Source organism: Pseudomonas sp. GW821-FHT03A09, from assembly GCF_059421065.1.
In genome coordinates, this window is the sequence record NZ_JBWKUX010000004.1 from 1 (window position 1) to 16,901 (window position 16,901).

The 16,901-nt window shown below is 60.6% G+C and carries 16 protein-coding genes, 2 tRNA genes and 1 riboswitch; of the genes, 8 read left to right on the plus strand and 10 right to left on the minus strand.

Going from position 1 to position 16,901, the window contains the following annotated elements:
• The 4 genes from AC07V4_RS07885 to uvrB form a co-directional block, all read right to left on the minus strand.
• Positions 1–76 (minus strand) — tRNA-Glu (locus AC07V4_RS07885).
• Positions 77–154: 78 nt separating this feature from the next.
• Positions 155–230, minus strand: a tRNA-Ala gene (locus AC07V4_RS07890).
• Positions 231–377: 147 nt separating this feature from the next.
• A complete protein-coding gene (gene gltX / locus AC07V4_RS07895) occupies positions 378–1,859 on the minus strand; it encodes a glutamate--tRNA ligase (protein WP_248733227.1) in 1,482 nt (493 codons plus the stop codon).
• Positions 1,860–2,058: 199 nt separating this feature from the next.
• A complete protein-coding gene (uvrB, locus tag AC07V4_RS07900; protein ID WP_492636050.1) occupies positions 2,059–4,074 on the minus strand; it encodes an excinuclease ABC subunit UvrB in 2,016 nt (671 codons plus the stop codon).
• A gap of 343 nt (positions 4,075–4,417) precedes the next feature.
• On the opposite strand from uvrB, the gene AC07V4_RS07905 reads away from it, so the two are divergent.
• Positions 4,418–5,614: an amino acid aminotransferase gene (locus AC07V4_RS07905; RefSeq protein ID WP_492636049.1), complete on the plus strand. Its 1,197-nt coding sequence runs from the start codon at positions 4,418–4,420 to the stop codon at positions 5,612–5,614.
• A gap of 99 nt (positions 5,615–5,713) precedes the next feature.
• The gene (locus AC07V4_RS07910) at positions 5,714–5,923 is read left to right on the plus strand and encodes a hypothetical protein (protein ID WP_492636048.1); all 210 of its coding nucleotides are present in this window, start codon (positions 5,714–5,716) and stop codon (positions 5,921–5,923) included.
• Positions 5,924–6,031: 108 nt separating this feature from the next.
• Here AC07V4_RS07910 and ptrR read toward each other — a convergent pair whose 3' ends face one another.
• Positions 6,032–6,904 (minus strand): putrescine utilization regulator PtrR, encoded by an 873-nt coding sequence (gene ptrR / locus AC07V4_RS07915; RefSeq protein WP_492636047.1) that lies wholly within the window; start codon positions 6,902–6,904, stop codon positions 6,032–6,034.
• A gap of 103 nt (positions 6,905–7,007) precedes the next feature.
• Between ptrR and AC07V4_RS07920 the strand changes: the two genes are divergently transcribed.
• On the plus strand, positions 7,008–8,390 hold the full coding sequence (locus tag AC07V4_RS07920) for an aldehyde dehydrogenase family protein (RefSeq protein WP_492636046.1): 1,383 nt from the start codon (positions 7,008–7,010) through the stop codon (positions 8,388–8,390).
• Between the two features lie 152 nt (positions 8,391–8,542).
• Here the strand turns inward: AC07V4_RS07920 and AC07V4_RS07925 are convergent, their stop codons facing one another.
• Together AC07V4_RS07925 and AC07V4_RS07930 are read right to left on the minus strand one after the other, a co-directional pair.
• Positions 8,543–8,848: a protealysin inhibitor emfourin gene (locus AC07V4_RS07925; protein ID WP_492636045.1), complete on the minus strand. Its 306-nt coding sequence runs from the start codon at positions 8,846–8,848 to the stop codon at positions 8,543–8,545.
• A 14-nt stretch (positions 8,849–8,862) separates the two neighbouring features.
• The gene (locus tag AC07V4_RS07930; protein WP_492636044.1) at positions 8,863–9,924 is read right to left on the minus strand and encodes a M4 family metallopeptidase; all 1,062 of its coding nucleotides are present in this window, start codon (positions 9,922–9,924) and stop codon (positions 8,863–8,865) included.
• Positions 9,925–10,053: 129 nt separating this feature from the next.
• Here AC07V4_RS07930 and AC07V4_RS07935 point away from each other — a divergent pair, with 129 nt between their 5' ends.
• From AC07V4_RS07935 to AC07V4_RS07950, 4 genes are all read left to right on the plus strand, one after another.
• The gene (locus tag AC07V4_RS07935; protein ID WP_492636043.1) at positions 10,054–10,998 is read left to right on the plus strand and encodes a DNA/RNA non-specific endonuclease; all 945 of its coding nucleotides are present in this window, start codon (positions 10,054–10,056) and stop codon (positions 10,996–10,998) included.
• Positions 10,999–11,034: 36 nt separating this feature from the next.
• Positions 11,035–11,229, plus strand: a riboswitch (cobalamin riboswitch).
• 115 nt (positions 11,230–11,344) lie between these two features.
• Positions 11,345–12,355, plus strand: coding sequence for an ABC transporter substrate-binding protein (locus AC07V4_RS07940; RefSeq protein WP_492636042.1), 1,011 nt, complete (start codon positions 11,345–11,347; stop codon positions 12,353–12,355).
• Positions 12,352–13,356: a FecCD family ABC transporter permease gene (locus AC07V4_RS07945; RefSeq protein ID WP_492636041.1), complete on the plus strand. Its 1,005-nt coding sequence runs from the start codon at positions 12,352–12,354 to the stop codon at positions 13,354–13,356. Before AC07V4_RS07940 ends, AC07V4_RS07945 begins: the two co-directional genes overlap by 4 nt.
• Positions 13,353–14,117: an ABC transporter ATP-binding protein gene (locus AC07V4_RS07950; RefSeq protein ID WP_492636040.1), complete on the plus strand. Its 765-nt coding sequence runs from the start codon at positions 13,353–13,355 to the stop codon at positions 14,115–14,117. Before AC07V4_RS07945 ends, AC07V4_RS07950 begins: the two co-directional genes overlap by 4 nt.
• A gap of 123 nt (positions 14,118–14,240) precedes the next feature.
• Here AC07V4_RS07950 and AC07V4_RS07955 read toward each other — a convergent pair whose 3' ends face one another.
• The 3 genes from AC07V4_RS07955 to AC07V4_RS07965 all read right to left on the minus strand — a co-directional run bounded on the left by AC07V4_RS07955 (position 14,241) and on the right by AC07V4_RS07965 (position 16,313).
• On the minus strand, positions 14,241–14,810 hold the full coding sequence (locus AC07V4_RS07955) for a nucleotidyltransferase family protein (protein WP_492636039.1): 570 nt from the start codon (positions 14,808–14,810) through the stop codon (positions 14,241–14,243).
• A gap of 432 nt (positions 14,811–15,242) precedes the next feature.
• Positions 15,243–15,476, minus strand: coding sequence for a hypothetical protein (locus AC07V4_RS07960; RefSeq protein WP_431752216.1), 234 nt, complete (start codon positions 15,474–15,476; stop codon positions 15,243–15,245).
• Between the two features lie 96 nt (positions 15,477–15,572).
• Entirely contained in the window at positions 15,573–16,313 is a 741-nt protein-coding gene (locus tag AC07V4_RS07965; RefSeq protein ID WP_492636038.1) for a BPL-N domain-containing protein, read from the minus strand.
• A gap of 120 nt (positions 16,314–16,433) precedes the next feature.
• Here AC07V4_RS07965 and AC07V4_RS07970 point away from each other — a divergent pair, with 120 nt between their 5' ends.
• Entirely contained in the window at positions 16,434–16,889 is a 456-nt protein-coding gene (locus AC07V4_RS07970; RefSeq protein ID WP_492636037.1) for a VOC family protein, read from the plus strand.
• Positions 16,890–16,901: the final 12 nt, after the last annotated feature.

Genomic DNA, 16,901 nt, shown 5'->3' on the forward strand with positions numbered 1-16,901 from the left:
TGGCGTCCCCTAGGGGACTCGAACCCCTGTTACCGCCGTGAAAGGGCGGTGTCCTAGGCCACTAGACGAAGGGGACAAAACCTTCTGTACATCTGATCAGAGCTGAGACCTGATCGATTCAAGGACGGTGTGGCCAGACCTTGAACCTGTAAATTGGTGGAGCTAAACGGGATCGAACCGTTGACCTCTTGCATGCCATGCAAGCGCTCTCCCAGCTGAGCTATAGCCCCTCATCGGTGAGGACGGGGCGAATCTTAATGGCGGTTTGGAAGTGTGTCAAATTTATTTTCAACAATTTCCAAAATTTTTTGCCGGGATAACAATCACTTACCGGCGAAACCCCGAAAAACCTGGGTTTCGCCGTTACCGCAGCCAGCTTAAGCAATAGCGCCCAGCAGCTTTTCCCACTCTTTGTTTTCTTTCTTCGACACACCACCAAGCAAATCAAGGGCTTGGCGCAGACGGAAACGCGTGAGGTCCGGGCCGAGAATTTCCATCGCATCGAGCACCGACACCGAACTGGCCTGCCCGGTGATCGCGGCAAACATCAACGGCATCGCATCACGCAATTTCAACTCCAGGGACTCCACCACCGCCTGGATCGTCGCGGTAATCGCATCCTTCTCCCACTGGCGCAGGCTTTCGAGCTTCCACAGGATCAACTGCATCAACTGACGCACCTGATCACCGGAGAGCTTCTTGGACTCGAACAGCTTGGCATCCGGGCTCACGCCACCGGCGAAGAAGAAGCTGGCCAACGGTGCGACCTGGCTGAAGGTCTCCACCCTGCCCTGCACCAGCGGTGCGATCTTCATCATGTACTCCGGATTCAGCGCCCACTGCTGCACACGGCTGGCAAACTCTTCCACCGGCAAATCACGCAGCCACTGGCCGTTGAGCCACGACAGTTTCTCGATGTCGAAGATCGGACCGCCCAGGGAGACACGGGACAGGTCGAAGTTGTCGACCATTTCCTGCAGCGAGAACTTCTCGCGCTCGTCCGGCATCGACCAACCCATGCGGCCCAGGTAGTTGAGCATCGCCTCAGGCATGAAGCCCATGCGCTCGTAGAAGGTCACCGAGGTAGGGTTCTTGCGCTTGGACAGCTTGCTCTTGTCCGGGTTACGCAGCAGCGGCATGTAGCACAGCTGCGGCTGCTCCCAGCCGAAGTACTCATAGAGCAGGATCAACTTGGGCGCCGACGGCAGCCACTCTTCACCACGCAGCACGTGGGTGATGCCCATCAAGTGGTCGTCGACCACGTTGGCCAGGAAGTACGTCGGCAGGCCGTCGGTCTTCATCAGCACCTGCATGTCCATGCGGTCCCACGGGATCTCGACGTCACCGCGCAGCATGTCCGGCACCACGCACACGCCCTCGCTCGGCACCTTCATGCGGATCACGTGAGGTTCGCCGGCGGCCAGGCGCTGGGCCACTTCTTCCTTCGACAGCAGCAACGCGCGGCCGTCGTAGCGTGGGGTTTCGCCACGGGCCATTTGTTCGGCGCGCATCTGGTCCAGTTCTTCTGCGGTGCAGAAGCATGGGAACGCATGGCCCATGTCGACCAGTTGCTGGGTGTACTGCTTGTAAATGTCGCTGCGCTCGCTCTGGCGATACGGGCCGTGCGGGCCACCGACGTCCGGGCCTTCCGCCCAGGTAATGCCCAACCAGCGCAGGGCGTCGAAGATCTGCTGTTCCGACTCACGGGTGGAGCGCAACTGGTCGGTGTCTTCGATCCGCAGGATGAATTCACCGCCGTGCTGCTTGGCAAAGCAGTAGTTGAACAAGGCGATGTAAGCAGTACCGACGTGGGGATCCCCAGTAGGCGATGGCGCAATGCGCGTGCGGACGGTGGTCATGGCAGGTCTCGAATGGGCGATAAAACTGAAAATTGAAACAAGGGGCGAATGGTAACACCAGCTTGGGTGATTCTGGCAGACCGCGGTGCCTGCATTCGCGAGCAAGCCCGCTCCCACATTCGACCGCATTCTCATGCTGGAAATCGGTCAAGTGTGGGAGCGGGCTTGCCCGCGAAGAGGCCAACCCAGTCACCGCAAATCAAACAGCCAGCAAGCGCTCACGCAACTTGCCAATCTCATCCCGCGTCTGCGCCGCCGCCTCGAACTCCAAGTCCCGCGCCAACTGGTACATCTTCTCTTCCAGTTGCCGGATACGCTTGGTGATCTCACTCGGCGAGCGCAGTTCGTTCTCGTACTTGGCACTTTCCTCGGCGGCCTTGGCCATCCCCTTGCGCTTCTTGCTGCGCGAACCTGGCACGGTCGCACCTTCCATGATGTCGGCGACGTCCTTGAACACACCCTTGGGCGTGATGCCGTTAGCCAGGTTGAAGGCAATCTGCTTGTCGCGACGACGCTCGGTCTCGCCAATCGCCCGTTCCATGGACCCTGTAATGCGGTCGGCGTACAGGATCGCACGCCCATTGAGGTTACGCGCCGCGCGGCCAATGGTCTGGATCAACGAGCGCTCCGAACGCAAGAAGCCTTCCTTGTCCGCATCCAGGATCGCTACCAGCGACACTTCCGGCATGTCCAGGCCTTCACGCAGCAGGTTGATGCCCACCAGCACATCAAAAGTGCCCAGGCGTAGGTCGCGGATGATCTCCACGCGCTCCACGGTGTCGATATCCGAGTGCAGGTAACGCACACGCACGCCGTGGTCGGCCAGGTAGTCGGTCAAGTCCTCGGACATGCGCTTGGTCAGCGTGGTGACCAGTACTCGCTCTTCCAACGCTACGCGCTTGGTGATTTCCGACAACAAGTCATCGACCTGGGTCAACGCCGGGCGGATTTCGATTTCCGGGTCTACCAGGCCGGTCGGGCGCACCAACTGCTCGATCACGCGACCAGCATGCTCGGCCTCGTAGTTGCCCGGCGTGGCAGACACGAAAATGGTCTGTGGGCTGATACTTTCCCATTCATCAAAGCGCATGGGCCGGTTGTCCAGCGCCGATGGCAGGCGGAAGCCGTACTCCACCAACGTTTCTTTACGCGAACGGTCGCCCTTATACATGGCACCGACCTGCGGCACGCTGACGTGGGATTCGTCGATCACCAGCAAAGCGTCCGGCGGCAGGTAATCGTAGAGCGTGGGCGGCGGTGCCCCGGCCTCGCGACCCGACAGATAGCGCGAGTAGTTTTCGATACCGTTGCAGTAACCCAGCTCCAGGATCATCTCCAGGTCGAAGCGGGTACGCTGCTCCAGACGCTGGGCTTCCACTAGCTTGTTGTTGGAGCGCAGGTATTCCAGGCGCTCAGCCAGCTCGACCTTGATGCCCTCGATAGCGCCCATCAGGGTTTCACGGGGTGTCACGTAGTGGCTCTTCGGGTAGAAAGTGAAGCGCGGCAACTTGCGGATCACCTCGCCGGTCAACGGGTCGAAGGCAGACAGGCTCTCGACCTCATCGTCAAACAACTCGATGCGGATCGCTTCCAGGTCGGATTCGGCCGGGTAGATATCAATCACATCGCCACGCACACGGAAGGTGGCGCGGGCAAAGTCCATGTCGTTGCGCGTGTATTGCAAGCTCGTCAGGCGACGCAGCAGCTCGCGCTGGTCGAGTTTGTCACCACGGTCGACGTGCAGCACCATCTTCAAATAGGTTTCCGGGCTGCCGAGGCCGTAGATGCACGACACCGTGGTGACGATGATCGCGTCCTTGCGTTCCAGCAATGCCTTGGTGGCCGATAACCGCATCTGTTCGATATGGTCGTTGATCGACGCATCTTTCTCGATGAAGGTATCGGACGACGGCACATAAGCTTCGGGCTGGTAGTAGTCGTAGTAAGAAACGAAGTACTCCACCGCGTTGTTCGGAAAGAACGCCTTGAACTCGCCGTACAACTGCGCAGCCAAGGTCTTGTTCGGCGCCAGCACCAAGGTCGGGCGATTGATCTGGGCGATCACGTTGGCGATGCTGAAGGTCTTGCCCGAACCGGTTACCCCGAGCAGCGTCTGGTGCGCCAAGCCAGCCTCGATGCCTTCGACCATCTGGCGAATGGCTTCCGGTTGATCTCCGGCGGGTTCAAAGCGGGTGACGAGTTGGAAATCCGACATAACGTACCTCGTGAAGTCACTCCCAGACTGTAAACCCGTCGAGGACGAAATAGACCACCCTCCGCGAAGATTCAGAGCGGATAGTAGGAAAAACCATGATAGCCATGGAAGTGGTGGCGAATGTGATGGGTTTCAAGGCAATCGTCCTACACGCCATTACCAATCAATGTTGCAATAAGACTAACGGTCGGTAAATAAACCGAAAAACTTGGCCGAAAAGCCGTTTCGGCTGTCGCCCTCGGCGGTGATGGCCTCTATACTAGCTCCCCGTTTGTGCACCGCTCTAGTGCATTCGGCTGGAGCGCGACACGTCCCTCCTATCCCCCATAGAGCTGCCGCAAAAATGAGCCTGTTCTCCGCTGTCGAAATGGCACCACGCGATCCTATCCTGGGCCTCAACGAAGCATTCAACGCCGATACACGAACCACCAAGGTCAACCTTGGCGTGGGCGTTTACTGCAACGAGGAGGGGAAGATTCCACTCTTGCGTGCCGTTGCCGAAGCGGAAGCCATTCGCGTGGCGCAACACGCCGCCCGTGGCTACTTGCCGATCGATGGCATCGCCGCCTACGACAAGGCCGTGCAAACCCTGCTGTTCGGTGCTGAATCGCCATTGCTGGCAGCTGGCCGCGTCACCACCGTACAGGCGGTGGGCGGCACTGGCGCCCTGAAAATCGGCGCGGATTTCCTCAAGCAACTGCTGCCCAACGCCGTCGTCGCCATCAGCGACCCGAGCTGGGAAAACCACCGTGCCCTGTTCGAGACCGCCGGTTTCCCGGTGCAGAACTACCGCTACTACGACGCCGCCACCCACGACGTGAACCGTGCTGGCCTGCTCGAAGACCTCAACGCCCTGCCGCCACAGTCCATCGTGGTGCTGCACGCCTGCTGCCATAACCCGACCGGCGTCGACCTGAGCCCGGCCGATTGGCAGAACGTGCTGGACGTGGTCAAGGCCAAGAATCTGGTGCCGTTCCTCGACATGGCCTACCAGGGCTTTGGCGACGGTATCCATGAAGACGCCGCAGCGGTGCGCCTGTTTGCTGAATCGGGCCTGACCTTCTTTGTATCCAGCTCATTCTCCAAGTCGTTCTCCCTGTACGGCGAACGTGTGGGCGCCTTGTCCATCGTCGGCGAGTCCAAGGAAGAAAGCGCGCGTATCCTGTCCCAGGTCAAGCGTGTGATCCGCACCAACTACTCCAACCCGCCCACCCACGGCGCAGCGATTGTTGCAGCGGTATTGAACAACCCTGAACTGCGCGCCCAGTGGGAAGCCGAGCTGGGCGAAATGCGCCTGCGCATCCGCGGCATGCGCGAGCAGATGGTCGCTGACCTGGCCAAGGCTGCACCGGGCCACGACTTCAGCTTTGTCGGTCGCCAGCGCGGGATGTTCTCCTACTCCGGCCTGACCGTTGAGCAAGTCACCCGTCTGCGCAACGAGTTCGGCATCTACGCCCTCGACACCGGCCGTATCTGTGTGGCGGCGTTGAACCAGTCGAACATTGATGCAGTCACAAAGGCAATCGTCCAGGTGCTGTAAACCTGTAGCCGTTGCACGAAAGGGGAAGCCGATGGCTTCCCCTTTTTCGTATCCAGCTCCTAGACTGAACCCCAACTGCCCCTTTGCTGTGAGAGCCCCATGAGAAACGATGACCTGGACCTGCGCGCCGACCGCGACGAACTGGACGACTACACCCCGCGCACGCCGCAACCCAAGCGCCAGAAAAGCCTGGTGCTGCAAGTGGCGCTCGGTGTATTCCTCGGCGGCCTGGCGTTGTGGTTAGTGCAACTGGGGGCGACAGCGCTGATGGCAAAGCTCGCAATGGGCACCCTCCAATTCGGCGGCTAACGCCGATCAAAAGTGTGGGAGCTGGCTTGCCTGCGATAGCGGTGGACCCGTACCAGAGATGCAAGCTGACAGACTGCTATCGCAGGCAAGCCAGCTCCCACATTGGATTCAGGGTGCCACCAGATTGCGTTCTTCCAGCAGCTTTACGAAGCTATTCAAACTCTGCGACACCGTCCCCCGCCGCCAGATCAACCACGTATGCAAAATGCGGAAGTTATCCATCAACGGCCACACACTCACCGCCGCAAACCCCGGCATGCTTTCCAGCATGCTGCGTGGCATCAGTGCCAGGCCGGCTCCGGCGCTGACGCAGGCGAGCATGCCGTGATAAGACTCGATCTCGAAGATCTTGCCCGGCACCGCGCCATCCTGGGAAAACCAGCGCTCCAGGTGATGCCGGTATGAGCAGTTCGAGCGAAAGGTGTAGATACTCTCCCCGTTCACATCCTGCCCCCGTGTGATCGGCGCGTGATGCAGCGGTGCAATCACCACCATCTCCTCCTCGAACACCGGCACCCCTTCCAGCGTGGCGTGCAGCAGCGGCCCATCGACAAACGCCGCCGTCAGCCGCCCCGACAGCACCCCCTCGATCATCGTGCCCGACGGCCCGGTACTCAGGTCCAGCTCGACCTTGGTGTGCTTCTGGTTATACGCCGCCAGTAATGCCGGAATACGCACCGCCGCCGTGCTTTCCAGGGAGCCGAGGGCAAACGTGCCCTGGGGCTCCTCCCCCGCCACCGTCGCCCGGACCTCCTGGACCAGATCGAGAATGCGCCGCGCATAGCCGAGGAAATTCCAGCCGGCCGGTGACAGACGCAGGCGGCTCTTCTCGCGGATAAACAATTCCACGCCCAGGTCCTGCTCCAGTTGCTTGATACGCGTGGTCAAGTTCGACGGCACGCGATGAATCAACTGTGCGGCAGCGCTGATACTGCCCTGCTCGGCAACGGCCTTGAAGATTTCCAGCTGCACCAGATCCAAATCATTCTCCAATCGTGAATATATTGCTTAATATTATTCAGTTTCTGAAAAACATACATCCCCGTAGGCTGAACCCATCCCACTCATTCAGCAGGACGGTGCCATGAACGCGACTACCCACGCCCTCTCGATCAACCCCACCAACGGCGAAACCGTCGGCAGCTACCCATACGAAACCGAGTCGCAGCTGAATGCCGCCCTCGATCGCTCCACCCGTGCCTTCCACACCTGGCGTCGCCAACCGATCAGCCAGCGCGCCGAGTTGCTGCTGGCCCTGGCCACCACCCTGCGTGAGCAAGCCGAAACCATGGCGCAGATGATCACCCTGGAAATGGGCAAACCCATCGCCCAAGCCCGCGCCGAAATCGAAAAGTGCGCCCAACTCAGCCAATGGTACGCAGCCCAGGGCCCGGCCATGCTTGCCCCGGAACCGACCTTGGTGGACAACGGCAGCGCGCAGATCGAATACCGCCCACTGGGCCCGATCTTCGCCGTGATGCCGTGGAACTTCCCGGTGTGGCAAGTGTTGCGCGGTGCCGTGCCGACCTTGCTGGCCGGTAACACCTACGTGCTCAAGCACGCGCCCAATGTGATGGGCAGCGCCTACCTGATCCAGCAAGCGTTCCAGAAAGCCGGCTTCGCCGAAGGCATTTTTGAAGTGGTCAACGTGACGAACGAAGGCGTCTCCAAGGCCATCGCCGACCCACGCATCGCCGCCGTCACCCTCACCGGCAGCGTGCGCGCCGGCATCGCCATCGGCTCTCAGGCCGGTGCTGCGTTGAAAAAATGCGTGCTGGAACTGGGCGGTTCCGACCCATTCATCGTGCTCAACGACGCCGACCTCGACGCTGCCGTGCAGGCCGCCGTGATCGGCCGTTTCCAAAACAGTGGCCAAGTCTGCGCCGCCGCCAAGCGCCTGATCATAGAAGAAGGCGTAGTAGCCGCGTTCACCGCCAAATTCCTCGAAGCCAGCCGCACACTGGTAATGGGCGACCCGACCGCAGCCGACACTTACATCGGCCCGATGGCACGCGTTGACCTGCGTGAAGAGCTACACGGCCAGGTCCAGGCTACCCTGGAAGAAGGCGCGACGCTGCTGCTGGGCGGCAACAAAGTGCCCGGTGCCGGCAACTACTATGAGCCGACCGTATTGGCCAACGTCACCGACCAGATGACCTCGTTCAAACAGGAACTGTTCGGGCCGGTGGCATCAATCATCACTGCACGCGATGCCGACCACGCTGTGGCCCTGGCCAACGACAGCGAGTTCGGGCTGACGGCGAGCATCTTCACCACCGATGCGGCGAAGGCGCGGGACATCGCCAACCAGCTGGAAACCGGCGGGATCTTCGTCAATTCCTTTAGCGTCTCCGACCCTCGGGTGGCGTTTGGCGGGATCAAAAAGAGTGGGTTCGGTCGCGAGCTGTCGCACTTCGGCGTACGGGAGTTCTGCAACGCACAGACCGTCTGGCTGAACCGCCAATAACCCCTGTAGTGAGCGGGCTTGCCCCGCGCTGGGTGGCACAGCCGCCCTAAACCCAGACACCTTGGTCTTCCTGAAACACCGCAGCGTCTTTGTTGGGGTGGCTTCGCCCCCAGCGCGGGGCAAGCCCGCTCACTACAATCAAGAAGCGAGCATCAGCAGCGAATATGCCGCCGCACGCACTGCACCAATCCGTCCAGCGCCTGAGACTTCACCGGCGCAAGCACACAGACCGTGTGCGCGCGCGCGCCTTCCGTCACCGTCAGGGTGTAATGCACCTGGCCTGGATTCCCGGGCGCTGGAGCGGTGCTTTGTGGCAACTGAAAAAAGTCTGACGCGGCGATCAGTTGCCGCAATTCCTGTTGATCCTGCTCGGGTAGCGTGTCCAGTTCCACCGTACGCGGTTGGGCCAGGCCCGGAAAAAAACCAGGCCCGCCGATTTCCTTGATCGAAATTTGCATGACTGTTCCTCACCTCAGACGGAAATACCGACCGCTTTCCAACCGTCCTTGACCGCCTTCTGCTCATCCTTGTTCACGCCATAAAGGCGACCGGCCACATCGTAAGTAATGCGCGCAAAGCGCAAGAACCCCGAGCTGGGCCGAAGCCGCGCATCACGCAACGCGTCATACCAGATGCGCCCCGCACGTTCCCAGGCGAACCCGCCCAATTGAGTCGCTACCTGATAGAACGCATGGTTGGGAATACCGGAATTGATATGCACCCCGCCATTGTCCTCGTAGGTCTGGACAAAATCATCCATGTGCCCAGGTTGAGGGTCCTTGCCCAGCAGTTTGTCGTCAAAAGCAGTGCCGGGAGCCTTCATTGAACGCAGTGCAGTGCCTTTGATTTTTTTGGTAAACAGCCCTTTGCCAATCAACCAATCGGCGTCCTCGGCCTTTTGCTTCAACGCATATTGCTTGATCAGTGAACCGAACACGTCCGACAACGATTCGTTCAATGCCCCGGACTGGTTGAAATACATCAGCTTGGCCTCATCCTCGGTGACGCCATGGGCCAATTCATGGCCAATCACGTCAAGGGCTACCGTGAACCGGTTGAACAACTGGCCATCCCCATCCCCAAACACCATCTGGGTGGAGTTCCAGAACGCGTTGTTATAGCTCTGGCCAAAATGGACGGTTGCGTCCAACGCCATACCTGCATCGTCGATGGAATTGCGGTCGAAGACCTGGTCAAAAAAATCGAAGGTGGCGCCCAGGCCATCATAGGCCTCGTCCACCGCAGCATCACCACTCTCGGGCTGCCCTTCACCACGGATCAACGTTCCTGGCAGGCTATCGGTACCCTCGGCGCTGTAGATCGAACGCTGTTTCTCGGCGCCCATGGCCAGGGCCTGATGGGCCGGGCTCTTGGCGGGCACCGCGACCATCCGCAACGAGCGGAACGTGCTGTCCTTGGCACGAGTACGCAGCGCGACATCTCGTTGCGCCTTATTACCGTGGCGCGCGATCTGGTCGAGCATGTAGGGCGGAATCAAGCAGAAAACAGGGTTACGCAAATGGCGATCACACATTGGCTGGCTCCTTTTGGCGTGCGGTGAACGTCCGGGAGACTGTTTCAGGATAGCCCCCGAGGGTTAACGCGTACCTTCAATTGTCATCAAGCTATGTTGCAGTCGCGTTTATCCGAGGAGGACTCACCGATGCCAGCACGTAAAGCCAAAATCGACCTTGCCCACCGCCCCAGACTCGGCGATTTACGCCCGTTGATCATGCCCAGCCCCAGCCTCATGGAAGCCAGGGCGGCGGCGCCCCGCGTTACCTCGGCCAAAGATTTGAAAGACCGGCGCGGCTACGCAGACGACTTTCTCGGCAGCTTCGTAGTGCCATGGCCAACGGTGGAGGAAACCCTCGCAGGTGACGTTCAGACACTGGACGGTGGCGGCCAGCGCCTGGACTACACGCACTTCTCGGTGACGATGTCACGCTCCAAGCGGCTCGCACTGTATGTGGGCGTCAATATCGACGGAGGCCGGTCGGTAGACATCATCCGCCGCAACGACAGCTGGGCCTACGATGGTCGCCTGCCCAACAGTGCCCAGGTGGGCGACGAGCTGTATGCCAAGAACGGCCTGGATCGTGGTCATCTGGTCCGCCGACAAGACCCCAATTGGGGCGACGACGCCCAGACCGCCAACGCCGACACCTTCCATTTCACCAACTGCTCGCCACAGATGAGTGGGTTCAACCAGAAGACCTGGCTGGAACTCGAAGATTACATTCTGGACAACACGCAACGCTGGAAAGCCCGCGCCACGGTGTTTACCGGTCCGGTGTTTGCCGCGGGTGACCGTGTGTACCGAGGCGTTCAAATTCCCCAAGCGTTCTGGAAAGTCGTCGCCTACCTCAACGACGACGGCAAACCCTCTGCCAGCGCCTACATGATCGACCAAATCCGCGAACTGGATCAGCTCGACCTGGTATTCGGTCAACTCAGGACCTACCAGCGCAGCGTGATCCAGATAGAGCGCCTGACCGGCATCCGCTTCGCCAACCTGGCCGACTACGATGGTTTCAGCAACGAAGAACGCGCCACCGGCACGCGGATCGAAGCGCTGATCCAAGGCCTTGAGGACATTCGCGTCTGAACAAGCGCACCTTGGGCTATGTCGCCTCGTCCTGATCGACTACCATACCGCGCCGGTTCCCAAACGGGACTAATAGGGAATCCGAAGCGCGGCCCCATCGCGTCAATCGGAACTGCCCCCGCAACTGTAGGTGCTGAGCCTGCTCCACACTGCCACTGAGCCATGCTCGGGAAGGCCGGAGCGAGGCAACGACGCATCAGTCAGGAGACCTGCCGGCCCAGCTAGATCACTAACCGGCGGGGTGTCCGGGAAGGACATCCTTGCCCTGCCCCATCGGCAGCGTTCATGGCTGTATTTCCAAACCGTGCCTCCCCAGCTCCTTGTACGGTTCAAACGGAGATGCCCCATGCTGCCACGCGTTACCGCCCTGCTCACCGGCGTAGGCTTCTGTGCCTTGGCCCAGGCCGCGCCCACCCACTACCCACTGACCGTCGAAAACTGTGGCAGCCACCTCATCTTCCAACAAGCTCCCGCCCGCAGCGTGACCATCGGCCAGGCCGCCACCGAAATGCTCTACGCCCTGGGCCTGGCGGACAAAGTGGTCGGTACCTCGTTGTGGTTCAACAACGTACTGCCTCAATTCCAGGCGCAGAACGACAAGATCGAGCGCTTGGCCAGCAACGAGCCGAGCTTCGAAGCCGTGATCGCCAAGCGCCCGCAACTGGTAGCCGCCGAGCTGGAATGGGTGGTCGGGCCGCAGGGCGTGGTCGGTACCCGCGAGCAATTCCATGAACTGAAAATCCCCACCTACCTGCTGCCCTCCGACTGCGAAGGCAAGGACAACCTGGTGGGCGCCGACGGCACGCGCCTTGAGCCGTTTCGCATCGAGACGATCTATAAAAGCATCAGCCAACTGGCGCAGATCTTCGACGTACAGGACCGCGGCCAGCAACTGAACGACACGCTCAAGGCGCGCCTGGCCAAATCGGTCGCCACCGCGCAGAGCAAAGGCCTCAAGCAAGCCAGCGCACTGGTGTGGTTCTCCAGCGCCGAAATGGCCAGCGATCCGTACGTGGCCGGTCATAAAGGTATTCCGGAGTTCATGCTGGAAACCCTGGGCCTGCACAACGTGGTGCAGTCCGATGAAGAGTGGCCCGCCGTCGGCTGGGAAACCCTGGCCAAGGCCAATCCGACCTTCCTGGTGATCGCCCGCATGGACCGCCGCCGCTACCCCGCCGACGACCATGAAAAGAAACTCGCCTTCCTGCACAGCGACCCGGTGACTCGCAACATGGACGCCGTGAAAAACAACCGCATCATCATTATTGACGCCCTGGCCCTGCAAGCCAGCATCCGCATGTTCGATGGCCTGGAACAACTGGCCGGCGCGATCGACGGCTACGACCTGCCCCAATGATCCGTACCCTGCTCGCCCTCACCCTGCTACTGCTCGCGGTCCTTGCTGGCGTGGCCATCGGCGAAACCGCCATCGAACCGCAGGTGGTGTTGCAGGTGCTCGCCAACAAACTGTGGGCGGCCGGCTATGTGCTGGACCCCATCGACGAAGGCGTGGTGTGGAACTACCGCCTGACCCGCGCCCTAGTCGCCGCCGCCTGCGGTGCCGGGTTGGCGACCTGCGGCGTGATTTTACAGTCGTTGCTGCGTAACCCCCTGGCCGACCCGTACCTGCTCGGCATCAGCGCCGGTGCGTCGACTGGCGCCGTGCTGGTGGCGTTGATCGGCGTGGGCGGCGGCTTGATTTCGCTGTCGGCGGGCGCGTTCGTCGGCGCCATGGCGGCGTTTGCCTTGGTGATTCTGCTGGCCCGCGCCAGCGGTTCGGCCAGTGGCACCGGGCAGATCATCCTCGCCGGTATTGCCGGTTCGCAGTTGTTCAATGCCCTCACCGCCTTCCTGATCACCCAGTCGGCCAGCTCCGAACAGGCCCGCGGCATCATGTTCTGGCTGCTGGGCAACCTCAGCGGCGTGCGCTGGCCGTCAGTGTGGCTGGCGATGCCCGTGGCGGTCTTGGGCCTGGCGGTGTGCCTGTGGCATCGCCGTGCGCTGGATGCATTCACCTTCGGCACGGACTCGGCGGCGTCCCTCGGCATCCCGGTGCGCCGCGTGCAGTTCGTGCTGGTGGGTTGTGCGGCGCTGGTGACGGCGGTGATGGTGTCGATTGTCGGCTCCATCGGCTTTGTCGGGCTGGTCATTCCCCATGCCGTGCGCCTGCTGCTGGGCACTGGACATTCGCGCTTGCTGCCGGCCAGTGCCCTGGGTGGCGCGCTGTTCCTGATTGCGGCAGACGTCCTTTCACGCACCTTGATCAAAGGCCAGGTGGTTCCGGTCGGGGTGGTCACAGCATTGGTGGGCGCGCCGGTGTTTGCGCTGATCCTGATCGGCCGGAGGAACGCGCGATGAATGTCTTGAGTTGCACCGGCCTGGGTTTCAAAGTGCGTGAGGCCCAGTTGCTGCATGACATTCACCTTGACGTTCAGTTGGGCGAAACCCTGGGCATCGTCGGGCCGAACGGTTCCGGCAAATCCACCCTGCTCAAGCTGCTCGCCGGCTTGCGCGCACCGGCCAACGGCGAAGTACGGTTGGGCGGCCAGCCCCTGGGCAAACTGTCACGCCGCGCCATCGCGCAGCAACTGGCGATGGTGGAGCAACAAGCCGACACCGACGACGCCATCCGCGTGTTCGACGCTGTGGCCCTGGGGCGCACGCCCTGGCTGTCGGCACTGAGCCCGTGGTCCGGCGAAGACCATGCCATCGTAAGTCAGGCACTGCATGACGTAGACGCCACCCACCTGGGCCAACGCGCCTGGCGCAGCCTCTCCGGCGGTGAACGCCAACGCGTGCACATCGCCCGCGCCCTGGCGCAACGTCCGCAGATTCTGCTACTGGATGAGCCAACCAACCACCTGGATATCCAGCATCAGCTGGCAATCTTGAAAGGTGTGCAAGCGTTGCCGGTGACCACGCTGATTGCCCTGCATGACCTGAATCAGGCGCTGACCTGCGATCGCCTGGCCGTGCTGGATCGCGGGCACTTGGTGGCGCTGGGCAAGCCGCTGCAGGTACTGACGCCACAACGCTTGCAGGACACATTCGGGGTGCAGGCGCATTACCTGACAGACCCGTTCGACGGAGCGCAGATCCTGCGCTTACGCCCAAGTTGACTGATGGAGCACCGCTCAGATGTGGGGCAGGCAACCTATTCATTGGCAGTGCCGCCGCCTTCGCAGCCTCGCTAAAGCTCGACAGCTCCCACAGAGGTCCTGGAGAGGCCACTTAGGGATAGTTCACCGCAGATTTTCATCAATGATCCTGAGCCACGGCCAGCGCGCCTGATAACTGCGCGCCTTCTGCACGAACAACTCAGGCTCCGGGTGCAGGGGGTTAATCCGCAGTACACCCTGCTCTACATCCGCCAACCCATACGGCGCATACACCTCACCCGTCTCAATCTCCAGCCCGATGCACGTGCCCGCTACCAGGTAACGGTCAACGCCCTGTCTGGCCGAGTGCAACTGCGGATAAGGCCGGCCAAACCGCTCGGCGTACCACAGGTGAACCCGCGCCTGGTTCTTGACCTCGACGTTGACGCCCAAGTCCTGAAACAGCTGCTCAGCGGCGCGGATCACTTTGTCTTCAGCATCGTAGGACAGGTCGGTATCGAAGTAAAAAACGTCGTAGTCCTTTACTCCCTGGGCGGCGGGAAGGTTCGATTGATGATTCCACACCGCCTGGAACAGACAGCCTGCCGTGAGCATGCATTGGGACACGCAGAGGTCAGGCAGGCGCGCTGTGATTTCAGCATTGATGGGGTTGGCCATGGCCAGTTCGAGCAAGGTTTTGACGGTCAATGTCATGGTGACTCCTTCATCTACGGTGTAAGCGACCGACTGTAACCCACCCATGATGACAGTCCCCCTTAAGCCAGTTGACTGTTTAGCCCCTGGAAGGAATGGAGGCGACAAAATCCCCTTGCCACTCAGTGGATGTGTGCAGCTTTTCGTTCTCCAGCCATAAGAGCCCGATATCCAGCCACTTCAACAGTTTTTCGGTCTCACTGTCAGGCCGTGTCGGCTGCACAATCGCGGTATGACAACTCTCCGAAGGACCTATAAGCCGGTGCCAATAGGAGAAGACCTGACCAATCGCCATCCGAACTTGCGATGGATCTGCGCTGCTCTTCACCTCGATAAGTAAATCGTCCTTGGGGCCCTTGTATTCTTTGACCAAGATATCGTAACGGCAATCCTTTGCTCGCCCCTCAAGAAGGGTCCAGCCCTGGCTGACGATCAGCCCTTCAATTCAACTGCCCGATTGCCCGCCGCGTCGTCGTAGGCCACATACAACGACTCGGCGATCTGGCTTTTGATGGCTTTGGTGGATTCCAGCCCCAGCACAAAACCTTCAGCCTTGCCTCCGGCGCGGTTGAGTTCTTCATGGGTAGAGGCGCCAGTGATGGCATCCAGGAGTTTGGCGGCGTGAGGGCCTACACCCTTGGGAAGGGAAATTTGGTCGATGGACATGGCGATACCTATAAGAAGAAGGATCGGTAGCGCGTGGAACCACTGCCGGGGTTGGCATGTTAGACCTGTTTGGAAATAAAGTTCTGCTTTCCAGCCTTATCGCTCGACTTCGCGCACCAACACCCCAAACAACTCCCCGCGCGGCCTCTCACCCACCCCAATCCCCGCCTTCTCAAACCACTCCCGCCCCGCCTCTGGATGCGGCCCGCTCAACACCACCACACCCTTCCCGTACGTATACCGGGCCGCCGCCACATCGCCATCCCGATAAGTCGCAATCGTCGTATAGGGTGACGCCGCATCAGCCGGCGGGAAGTATGGCCCATCCTGATAAAACACGTTATCCGGTTGCCCATCCCACACCACCCGCACCGCCGCATCATCAACCCCTTTCACTTCAAACTCGGGCCGTCCCGCTTCGGAGTCCAGGTCTTGCGGTATCAAACCCAGGTTGCTGTCATCCGCCAGGTAAGCTCCCATGCACAGCCCCAGGTAGCGCCCACCCTTGGCCACATAGTCACGAATGGCTTGCGCCCGTGCGTCGCCCAGGCTGGCCAGGGCGCCGGGAATGTCCTGGCCGCCACCGGGTTGCACATAGAGGTCATAGCGGGCGAGGTTTTGCGGAGTGATGTCGATCGACTCTTTCGCGCCGACGAAGTCGATGTGGACGTTCGGGTTGAAGTGCAACAGGGCGGTTTTGACGTTTTCAGAGCAGTCATCACAACCCGCCGGGCCACGGTAGATGGCGACGTGGCTGATAGTGGGCGCCGCCTGGGTTGGAGACGGCTGCAATGCGGCGAAGGCAAGTAATGTTGAGGCAACGGCACGTAGCTTCATGGTCACGAGTTCACGGAAAAGGGATGCGCGTGAATACGCTAGCTCGAACGGCGTGGGGAATACGTTAATAGTTGTAAATCGGCTACTGTCGCGTAAATCAACATTCAACCGGGGCAAGCCATGGAGCTGAAGTTCAGTCACGTCGATGTATTGGTAGAAGATCTCGAAGAGGCCTGTGCGTATTACGCGAAAATCCTCAAAGCCAGGATCTCCACCACCCAAGTGTGGGAACGCGGTGGCTTGCATGTGCGCTATGCAGTGGCGCTGATGGGCCAGGAGCGTTTCATGCTGGTGCAACCACTGGCGGGCAACCTGCGGGAGCTGCTGGATAAGCACGGCGAAGGAATGATTTACCGGCATTGCTACACCACACCTGATATCGAGGTGGCCTATGCCGAGTTGATCGCCGAGGGGGTCCAGCCGCAGGATGAGAACGGCCGGCCATTGGCCCTGGAGGATCTGCAGTCACCGTCCGGCACGCGCATCATTTGGCTGCCCAAGCGTTTTGGGCATTTCTCTGTCGAGATCTTGGAGGAGAAAGGCCTGGAGGCCTTTATCGCGCGCGTGTTTGCATGAACAGCGTGGGGC

Coding starts and splice junctions, on each gene's coding strand:
- gltX (WP_248733227.1), bottom strand. CDS start 1,859: ATGACCACCGTCCGCACGCGCATTGCGCCATCGCCTACTGGGGATCCC.
- uvrB (WP_492636050.1), bottom strand. CDS start 4,074: ATGTCGGATTTCCAACTCGTCACCCGCTTTGAACCCGCCGGAGATCAA.
- AC07V4_RS07905 (WP_492636049.1), top strand. CDS start 4,418: ATGAGCCTGTTCTCCGCTGTCGAAATGGCACCACGCGATCCTATCCTG.
- AC07V4_RS07910 (WP_492636048.1), top strand. CDS start 5,714: ATGAGAAACGATGACCTGGACCTGCGCGCCGACCGCGACGAACTGGAC.
- AC07V4_RS07920 (WP_492636046.1), top strand. CDS start 7,008: ATGAACGCGACTACCCACGCCCTCTCGATCAACCCCACCAACGGCGAA.
- AC07V4_RS07925 (WP_492636045.1), bottom strand. CDS start 8,848: ATGCAAATTTCGATCAAGGAAATCGGCGGGCCTGGTTTTTTTCCGGGC.
- AC07V4_RS07930 (WP_492636044.1), bottom strand. CDS start 9,924: ATGTGTGATCGCCATTTGCGTAACCCTGTTTTCTGCTTGATTCCGCCC.
- AC07V4_RS07935 (WP_492636043.1), top strand. CDS start 10,054: ATGCCAGCACGTAAAGCCAAAATCGACCTTGCCCACCGCCCCAGACTC.
- AC07V4_RS07940 (WP_492636042.1), top strand. CDS start 11,345: ATGCTGCCACGCGTTACCGCCCTGCTCACCGGCGTAGGCTTCTGTGCC.
- AC07V4_RS07945 (WP_492636041.1), top strand. CDS start 12,352: ATGATCCGTACCCTGCTCGCCCTCACCCTGCTACTGCTCGCGGTCCTT.
- AC07V4_RS07950 (WP_492636040.1), top strand. CDS start 13,353: ATGAATGTCTTGAGTTGCACCGGCCTGGGTTTCAAAGTGCGTGAGGCC.
- AC07V4_RS07955 (WP_492636039.1), bottom strand. CDS start 14,810: ATGACATTGACCGTCAAAACCTTGCTCGAACTGGCCATGGCCAACCCC.
- AC07V4_RS07960 (WP_431752216.1), bottom strand. CDS start 15,476: ATGTCCATCGACCAAATTTCCCTTCCCAAGGGTGTAGGCCCTCACGCC.
- AC07V4_RS07965 (WP_492636038.1), bottom strand. CDS start 16,313: ATGAAGCTACGTGCCGTTGCCTCAACATTACTTGCCTTCGCCGCATTG.
- AC07V4_RS07970 (WP_492636037.1), top strand. CDS start 16,434: ATGGAGCTGAAGTTCAGTCACGTCGATGTATTGGTAGAAGATCTCGAA.